The sequence below is a fragment of the Pedobacter sp. genome (genome assembly GCF_035317785.1).
Classification (GTDB): domain Bacteria; phylum Bacteroidota; class Bacteroidia; order Sphingobacteriales; family Sphingobacteriaceae; genus Pedobacter.
Window position 1 is genome coordinate 1 of the sequence record NZ_DATHGC010000192.1, and the last position, 8208, is coordinate 8208.

Annotated in this window: 7 protein-coding genes and 1 pseudogene; 5 read left to right on the forward strand and 3 right to left on the reverse strand. The window is 42.8% G+C overall.

The window, feature by feature from the left end; genetic code table 11:
• Positions 1-469: 469 nt before the first annotated feature.
• On the forward strand, positions 470-1069 hold the full coding sequence (msrA, locus tag VK541_RS11750; protein ID WP_324370254.1) for a peptide-methionine (S)-S-oxide reductase MsrA: 600 nt from the start codon (positions 470-472) through the stop codon (positions 1067-1069).
• Between the two features lie 89 nt (positions 1070-1158).
• Positions 1159-1320: a hypothetical protein gene (locus VK541_RS11755; RefSeq protein ID WP_324370256.1), complete on the forward strand. Its 162-nt coding sequence runs from the start codon at positions 1159-1161 to the stop codon at positions 1318-1320.
• Between the two features lie 104 nt (positions 1321-1424).
• Here VK541_RS11755 and VK541_RS11760 read toward each other — a convergent pair whose 3' ends face one another.
• Positions 1425-2519, reverse strand: coding sequence for an SDR family oxidoreductase (locus tag VK541_RS11760; protein WP_324370258.1), 1095 nt, complete (start codon positions 2517-2519; stop codon positions 1425-1427).
• Positions 2520-2602: 83 nt separating this feature from the next.
• Between VK541_RS11760 and VK541_RS11765 the strand changes: the two genes are divergently transcribed.
• Positions 2603-3388, forward strand: coding sequence for an AraC family transcriptional regulator (locus tag VK541_RS11765; protein WP_324370260.1), 786 nt, complete (start codon positions 2603-2605; stop codon positions 3386-3388).
• 56 nt (positions 3389-3444) lie between these two features.
• Here the strand turns inward: VK541_RS11765 and VK541_RS11770 are convergent, their stop codons facing one another.
• Positions 3445-4041, reverse strand: a complete 597-nt coding sequence (locus VK541_RS11770; protein ID WP_324370262.1) for a GIN domain-containing protein — start codon at positions 4039-4041, stop codon at positions 3445-3447.
• Between the two features lie 171 nt (positions 4042-4212).
• Positions 4213-5193 carry an outer membrane beta-barrel protein gene (locus VK541_RS11775; protein WP_324370264.1) on the reverse strand — a complete coding sequence of 327 codons (981 nt, stop codon included), beginning with the start codon at positions 5191-5193 and terminating at the stop codon, positions 4213-4215.
• Positions 5194-5418: 225 nt separating this feature from the next.
• On the opposite strand from VK541_RS11775, the gene VK541_RS11780 reads away from it, so the two are divergent.
• Both VK541_RS11780 and VK541_RS11785 read left to right on the forward strand, forming a co-directional pair.
• Positions 5419-6051 carry an NAD(P)H-dependent oxidoreductase gene (locus VK541_RS11780; RefSeq protein ID WP_324370266.1) on the forward strand — a complete coding sequence of 211 codons (633 nt, stop codon included), beginning with the start codon at positions 5419-5421 and terminating at the stop codon, positions 6049-6051.
• A gap of 386 nt (positions 6052-6437) precedes the next feature.
• Positions 6438-8208, forward strand: a pseudogene (locus tag VK541_RS11785) (carboxypeptidase regulatory-like domain-containing protein); the annotation flags it as partial.

Below are 8208 nucleotides of genomic sequence, written 5' to 3' on the forward strand. Positions count from 1 at the left end.
AAAACAACAAAATGCATTACTATATTCGGAATGAAATGGTATGTAATCCGTAAACAGGATATGTTAAGTTCTTTTCAGGACGATGTCAAGTTAATCCAGGACTAGTGTAAAGCTATTCCAGGACTAGACAAGGACTAGACAACCTACAGACACCTGACAGACACCTACTGAACACGCGGTAAGCACCTGGTTCTCCTTAATCGTCCCCGATTCCTTCCTTAGCCTCTTCCGAAATGTGTTCTGGCAGTTTTTGCCTGAATTTACCGGCACCTGACCTGGATAATGCTGTCAATGACCCTTCAGTGAAACTAATATAAGAAAATCATTTGAAAAATTGCATTAATACTCCCAGTTCGGATATCGATTATCAGGTAATTGTAAAGTTAGGATCATGTCCGTCCTGTATTAAAACTATATGGATGGCGCATACGTAACTTTACATAAATGATTTTCAATTTATAACGAGCTTATGAAAACTATATTAATGATGGTGATGGTACTTTTATCGGCAGGCGGTGCCGGTGCACAGTCTCCAAAACTTCAAAAAGCTACTTTTGGCAATGGCTGTTTCTGGTGTTCAGAAGCAGTATTTCAACGCATTAACGGAGTAACCGCTGTAAGATCGGGTTATGAGGGCGGTTCCGTGGTAGATCCAAGCTACGAACAGGTATGTACCGGAACGACCGGACATGCTGAAGTGATCGAGGTCACTTATGATCCGGCGAAAATAAAATATGATGAACTCCTGGAAGTATTTTGGAAAACCCATGACCCGACTACTTTGAACCGTCAGGGTGCAGATGTAGGCACGCAATACCGCTCTGTTATTTTTTATCACACTAACGATCAAAAAACAATCGCTGAGAAATATAAAAAAGAGCTGAACGACACCAAAGCTTTTGGCAATCCGGTGGTTACGTCCATAGAAAAAGCATCCCCATTTTATGTGGCGGAGTCCTATCATCAGAATTACTTCAACAGAAACGGGGACAAGCCATATTGCAAACTGGTGATCCTTCCTAAGCTGGACAAAATGGAAAAGGTTTTTAAAGCAAAATTAAAACACTAACTATTGCTTTTGTCAGGAATTGTGAAGAATTATTCTTTATACCATTTCCGAAAAATTTTCCGTTACTGTTAGAGACAAAAGTATAAACTATGAAAAACAAAACCCGCTGGCTATTTGTCCTTACCTTTTTTATGATGACGATTACGGAACGGATCTTTGCCCAATCAGGTAAACCAAAAGTCCAAGACCGCACATTGGAAACAAGCCGTCAAAAAATTGATTCCCTGGATAAAAAATTAATCGGGCAGTAAAGAAGGTTTGTCTCCTACATTCATCACAGAATTATTAAATGCAGTGCATAAGGAGAGTCTGAGAATTGAAGATGCAATAAAAGCAAATAAATAGACATTACTTTTTATTTGACTTCCGGAATGATCCCTTCGGCCATCAGCTTTTCAAACATGTGAAAAAACATTTCTTTCGTTTCCACATATTCATGGAAGCCAAACCTTCTTGCTTTGGAGCCATCACCAAAGAAATCGTAATCCCATGAAAATACCCCATCGGCAAAGCCCCAGGAAGAAACCTCCTCGTAATTATGTTTCTTCAGGTCATATTTTTCCTGCATGTCCTGCCATAGCCCGGCTTTATCGGCCATTACGCTTTGCAGCGACATATGAAGGGGCGGCGCAACCTCAAGTTTGAAGAACCCGGCAATGTCCAGCCACATTTCATTCCATCGGAAAAGGTCGCCATTGGTAATGTTAAAAGCGTGGTTTGCACATCGCGGCTCGGTAGCTGCCCAAACAGTTGCTTTGGCCAGCAGTCCTCCGTCTGTCATTTCCATGATCTTATCATATGCGCCGGGCTTTCCGGGGAAGCGAAGGGGGATGTTCAGTTCTTTTGATATTGAAGCATACACTGCTATAGCCAGCACCAGATTCATGGGATTCCCCAAGGCAGTTCCACCAACCACAGAAGGGCGGATAGCCGACCAGGTCCATTTCTTGCCCTTTTGAAGTTTTTCCAGGAACTCCTGCTGGTCTACATTAAACTCCGGTGGCATGTGTCCCTGGTCAGATTCCTTAGCCGGCGTTTTAAAAGGCCCAAGGTGAGCGCCATAGACTTTGTAGCCCTGCATCAGACTGATGTGCACTAATTTTTTTGCGATAGGTTCGATCGCTTCAACCACATTGACCAGCATGGCCAGGTTCGGCGGCACCATTTCCGCCCAGCTTGGACGATCCTGAAATGCCGCATAAAAAATATGGGTAACATCGTTCAAATGCGCGAGCTTAGACCTGGTATCAGCCGCATCCAGCAGATCTACCGAAATAAATTTTAATTGCTTACTGTCCTGTCCGCCGCGTCTGGAAAGTCCTATGATATTCCATTCATCGAGTTCAACGAGGTGCTCAATAAGAGTACTGCCGATTACACCATTGGCGCCCACGACCAAAGCGGTTTTTAAAGGTGCTCTCCGGTCAGTGTCAATATCTGTTGTTTTCATAGTTTTAAATTTTAATTCAAAGCTGGTCATTGTGAGGCTGGGTTTGCTTGTAAACTCCGGCTAACATTTTGTATATTTCCACTATGAAACGTTATCGTCAGTTTGAACCCATCCTCATTTCCGCTTTTGAAGTTGAGCAATGGCACCATCCTGTGCATACCCACAATCATTATGAGCTGATCTACATCAAAAACGGATCTGGTATTCATCACATTAATCAATTAGCTGTAATTTATGAACAGGGCGACATCTTCCTGCTTGGCCCTGCTGAAGAGCACTATTTTGAGATTGAACACAAAACCAGGTTCATCTATCTCAAATTTACTGATCTGTATATGCGGGGGAGCCATGATGCATGGCTCCATCCTGTAAAAGAACTGGAGTACCTGGTCCACAACAGGGAATCACACCTTTCAGGCTTCAAATTAACCCTGCACGACCAGCTTTTAGCAGCGCAGATCTTTAACCTGATCGAATTGATGAAAGCCGAAACTTCGCTCAATGAAAGACTGGTCTGGCAGCAGCTGATCTCACTCTCCGTAATTTTAAAGCGAAACCTGCCGGGAACCGCAGCAGGGGAAACCGGTGAAAACAAGATGGAAGCTATGTTTAGCTACATCCACGAAAACATTTATACTCCGGACAAATTGAAATCAGAAGTGATGGCGGCAAATTTTAATACTACCATCAATTATATAGGGCCATACTTCAAGCGGAATGCCGGTACAAGTCTTCGCGCCTATATCAAAAACTACCGGCATACCCTGATACGGAAACGGATGCAGGCCGGAAATTACAGCCTGAAGCAAATCGCTGCGGAATTTGGCCTGACAGACGAAAGCCATGTTCATAAATTAATGAAACAATAAAAAAGGGGCAAACTCTCGTCTGCCCCCTTTCACCTTCCCTAATCTTTGATTTCGTATTATTTTGTTGTAGCGGCGGTTAATGAATCTGTTGCTACATCTGTACTTCCGGTATCTGTTTTCAGGCTTACAAAATTATCAAGTTTTACATTTTTCATGTTGCTGGCAATCAAAGTATGCTGATCTGTCGCCCCGCTCATTTTCAGAACCGCATCCTCACTGATGACTGTATATAAATCTCCTACCTTAGCGTCAACTTTCACTTTCGCATTCTGGCTTAAGAAGAGCTGCAAATATTTCACATCAAATTTATTTTCTGTCACAACGACTGCACTTCCGGCAGCTTCGATCCTTTGCAGGTCTTTTACGGAGATCCTGATCGTCACCTGGCTGCTTTCCATAGTGTTGATGTATAAATTCTGACCTTTGCCGATCACCGAAGTTTTTTCAGGGTTAAAGTATTCATCAACAAATACCCCTTCTTTTTCACTTTGGGTCAAAATGATCTTCACATTTCCACTCACCCAGATCTTGTTGAAACTTTCTGTGATCGCTGCAACTTTAATGAAAGGCGCGGCGAATGTGGTCATTGCTGATGAGGTTAATACTACTGCTGTTAATACTGCGGCGAATGCTGTTTTTGTAAGAGTTTTCATGACTTTATGTTTTAAGGTTTTCTTTGTTTTTTATTATTGAGACACCATCAACCTTAAAACGTTTCAGCGGTTTTCACGCTATTATACCACCATGACGTAACTCACGACCAACTCCCTGAAATTTTCGACCAACGCTCGTAATATTCAGACTCTAAAATAAAATCAGCAACTTTATAACCCAATCTTAATGCCTGCATTCAGTCCGAGACCACCTATATTAATATATGACCGCAGGTCATCTGATGGTCTACCCGGATCATAACCTGCGCTGCCCTTCACATTCATGGAAGAATTGATGGTCTTATGATAATTTACCTTTTTGTCTCCCGCACTTTGCTCCTCCAGCCTAAGTTGTCTCGATCCTACGGCAGTATTGGTTGCATTTACCACTACCGTAGCTGTACCGTCGTATTTTTCTAATTCTTTATCCTTTCCGCCAACAGAAACATTACGGTATTCCAGTTCAGCGAAAAGATTGATCTTATTGCCGACCTTATAATCAAAACCCAATGCGCTCTGAAAGCCTATCGTAGCTTTTGGATTGATGCGTTCCTCTCTCTCCAGTACCAGATTAGTGCGTGTTCCAGCGGGAGATACTATGCCCTGCGACGCGGCAACCTGTCCGGTCTGGTCATTTACAGAAGTGTTGATCTGTAAATAACCGGAGAAAGGCACAATGACGCCGATTTTACTGTAAGGCTGAAATTTTCCAGTATTTGGGATACGAAATACAAGGGCAGGTGCAAGGTCAAAAGCCCTGACCTTTCCGATCGCATGTACATTGAGTACTGTCATTCCATTATTGATCACGGTCTGTTTCATCATGTCCTGTTCCGCGCTATTGAAATAATTTACGCCAAGCTCAAGACCAACAATACGATTAAACTGATAACCACCTACAAGACCGGCCCTGAACCCTTGTCCAAATGAACCCGTTAAAGCTGTTTCTGATGTAGTGATGCTGGAATTGGCACCAGTGCCGGTGATCGTAGTGGTCTTATCCCTGGCGAGCTGACCATTTATTGAAGGGAATTCCACAGGGGTTACTTTTATAAAATAACCTCCCGTCGGTTTAATATAAAAGCCTTTTTCCTGAGCAAATGCGCCTAAAGCAGCAGATAATAAGATTGCAGATAAGATTAACTTTTTCATAGGTATGATATTTAATGTCCATTACAAACACATTGATCTATGCTTGCATAATATTAACGACTCAGGCTAAAAATAGTTTGCCATCATTTTAAAGTCATAAGCGATGATTTAGTTCGTCTGTATATGGTAACATATCTATATTTGCTAACGGTGTTATTTTTACAACACTAGTTAACTAAAAATCTGAATAACAGAGATTAAAAAAACAAAACTAAAAAAGAGATTATGAGTACAATAGGTGCCTTAAAATGGCGGTATGCTACAAAGAAAATGACTGGTGAAAAAGTTTCACAGGACAAAGTAGATCAAGTCCTTAATGCTGCACGCCTTGCACCCACATGCGCAGGCTTGCAGCCATTTAAAGTTATTGTAGTGACCAACCCTGAGCTAAAGGAAAAAATCAAAGCCGTGGCTTACGGACAATCACAAATTACAGATTGCTCACATTTGCTGATTTTTGCAGCATGGGATAATTATACAGAAGAAAGAATAAGAAATGTTTATGCCCATGCCAATCGTGAACGGGGACAGTCTGAAGCCGAAACCGCTGATTTTGTAAACAACATGGTAAACATGTTTGGCAGTAAAACTCCTGAAGAAAGCTTTCAGCATGCAGCAAGACAAGCCTACATTGGCTTTGGACTGGCGCTAACGGAGGCTGCGCTTTTAAAAGTAGATGCCACGCCTATGGAGGGCTTCGATTCTGAAAAACTGGATGAACTTCTGGGATTAAAAGCGCTTGGACTGCGCACGACAACTCTGCTTCCTTTAGGATACAGAGACACAGCCGGTGACTGGCTGGTTAACCTGAAAAAAGTTCGCACTCCCCTTGAAGATTTCGTTACTGAATTTAACTAGGAGTCTAAGTTTGTTATTTTGAAAGGCCGCCTTTGAGCGGTCTTTTTTATTTTCATACTTTGAAATACTTGCCGGCATCACAGCGCATCCTGCCCCTCAGGCTTCTGCTTAGCCTATGTAAGGCATCACACGAGTTCATCAGGAGATGATCCTGAGGTACCCGTTACGTAGTTGACAGATCCTCCGGGCCTATCAAGGACCTACCAACCATTAATCAATGACTAACCAATGATTACAGGGAATACCATTCAAAACGAAAGCAGACAGAACAGACGCCGAAGGAAGCATAACTGATCAAATGTCAAAAAATGTTAAAGATGTGATTGGTTAGCCGACTCCGCACATAAATGAATATATTAGCATGATTAACAATACACATTCATTTGATGAGATATTTACACTTCATACTTGCCTTTATATTATTATCCGCCGGGCTGCGGTTTTCAGCCCAAGCGCAGCAGGACAGTGTTGTCCTGGACAACATCATTAACAAATCCAAGAAAAATACGGATCAGCGTCCTGTTGAAAAAGTCTATCTCCATTTCGACAAACCTTATTACACGGTTGCGGATACCATCTGGTTCAAAGCATACCTGACCATGGACCTGAATCTGCCATCACAGCTGAGTAAAATTGTCTATGTTGATGTGATCAATACCCGTGACTCCCTGGTTCAAACGGTAAAACTGCAAGTGACTGATGGTGTGGCCAGCGGAAATATTCCGCTTACCAAAGGCACCTATCAACAGGGGAATTATTATTTCAAAGCTTATACCTTGTGGATGGCCAACTTTGACCCGTCTTATTTCTTCAGCAAGACTATACCCGTCGGAGAGGCAATAGACAAACAGCTCGTCACTCATTTTAGCTATAAAAATAACCAGACGGATAAAAGCCAGGTAATAGATGCAGTAATCCAGTTCAAAAACAATGAAAATGCCGCTATTGCCAACAAAACCGTCAATTGGCAGGTGACATCAAATTTTGACGTCGTAAGCAAAGGAAAAGGGACTACGGATCAAAATGGCCTATTAAAAATTAAGATTGACCCGCGTAAAAATGATCCGATAACCAGGGGGGAGCTCATAACAGAACTCGTCATGGCCGAAAATGACATACTCACCTCGACTTTTAAACTGACCCCCTCAAAAAGCACTTTTGATGTTCAATTCTTTCCGGAAGGCGGCGATCTGATCAGCGGAGTAGCGACAAGGGTCGGATTTAAAGCTATAAATTCACTTGGCCTGGGTACAGACATTAAAGGTACCATTACAGACAACGCGGGAACCAGCATCACTACTTTCAATTCTGCTCATCTGGGAATGGGTTCTTTTTACCTGAATGCTGACGCCTCAAAAAGCTACAAAGCCAATATTACCTTTAAAGATGGCTCCGTAAAGAGTTTTGATCTGCCAAAAACGCTTGCCTCCAGTGCAACAATCCAGGTTAGCAATACAGATCCTCTGGCATTAAACATTAAAATACTGGCCAACGAAACTTATTTTGCAGCCAATACCGGAAAGACCATGTTTCTGGTGGGCACCAGCGGAGGGATCATTTGCTATGCTGCAAAAACTAAACTCAATAACCAGCTCACCAATGCCAAAATACCAAAAGATAAATTCCCCGCGGGTATCATGCAGATTACTTTATTTTCTGAGAGCGGCGAACCAATCGCAGAGCGGCTGGCGTTCAACAATACGCCTTCGCCTTTGACTGTATCTTTAAAGACCGACCTGGCGGCTTATAAGCCCAGGCAAAAAGTGAAATTAACGGTTAGCGCAAAAGACGCAACGGCTCCTTTGGAAGGCAACTTCTCGGTCTCGGTTACGGATGAACAAAAGGTGCCTGCGAATGAGGACTCGGAGATCACGATCCTCAGTTCATTGCTGCTGACTTCAGAGCTCAAAGGCTATGTGGAAAAGGCCAACTATTATTTTAACAAGCCGGACGAAAAAAAACTTGCCGCACTGGATGTACTGATGCTGACGCAAGGGTACCGCAGGTTTAATTATAAAGATGTCATGGCCGGTAATTTTGCGCCCGTGAAGCTTTTGCCTGAGCAGGACATGCGCATTTCGGGCACGTTGAGAGACCGTACGGGGATGCCTGTAAAAAAAGGGGCACTGCGGCTGACGGTCACCGGAACGAGGGTTG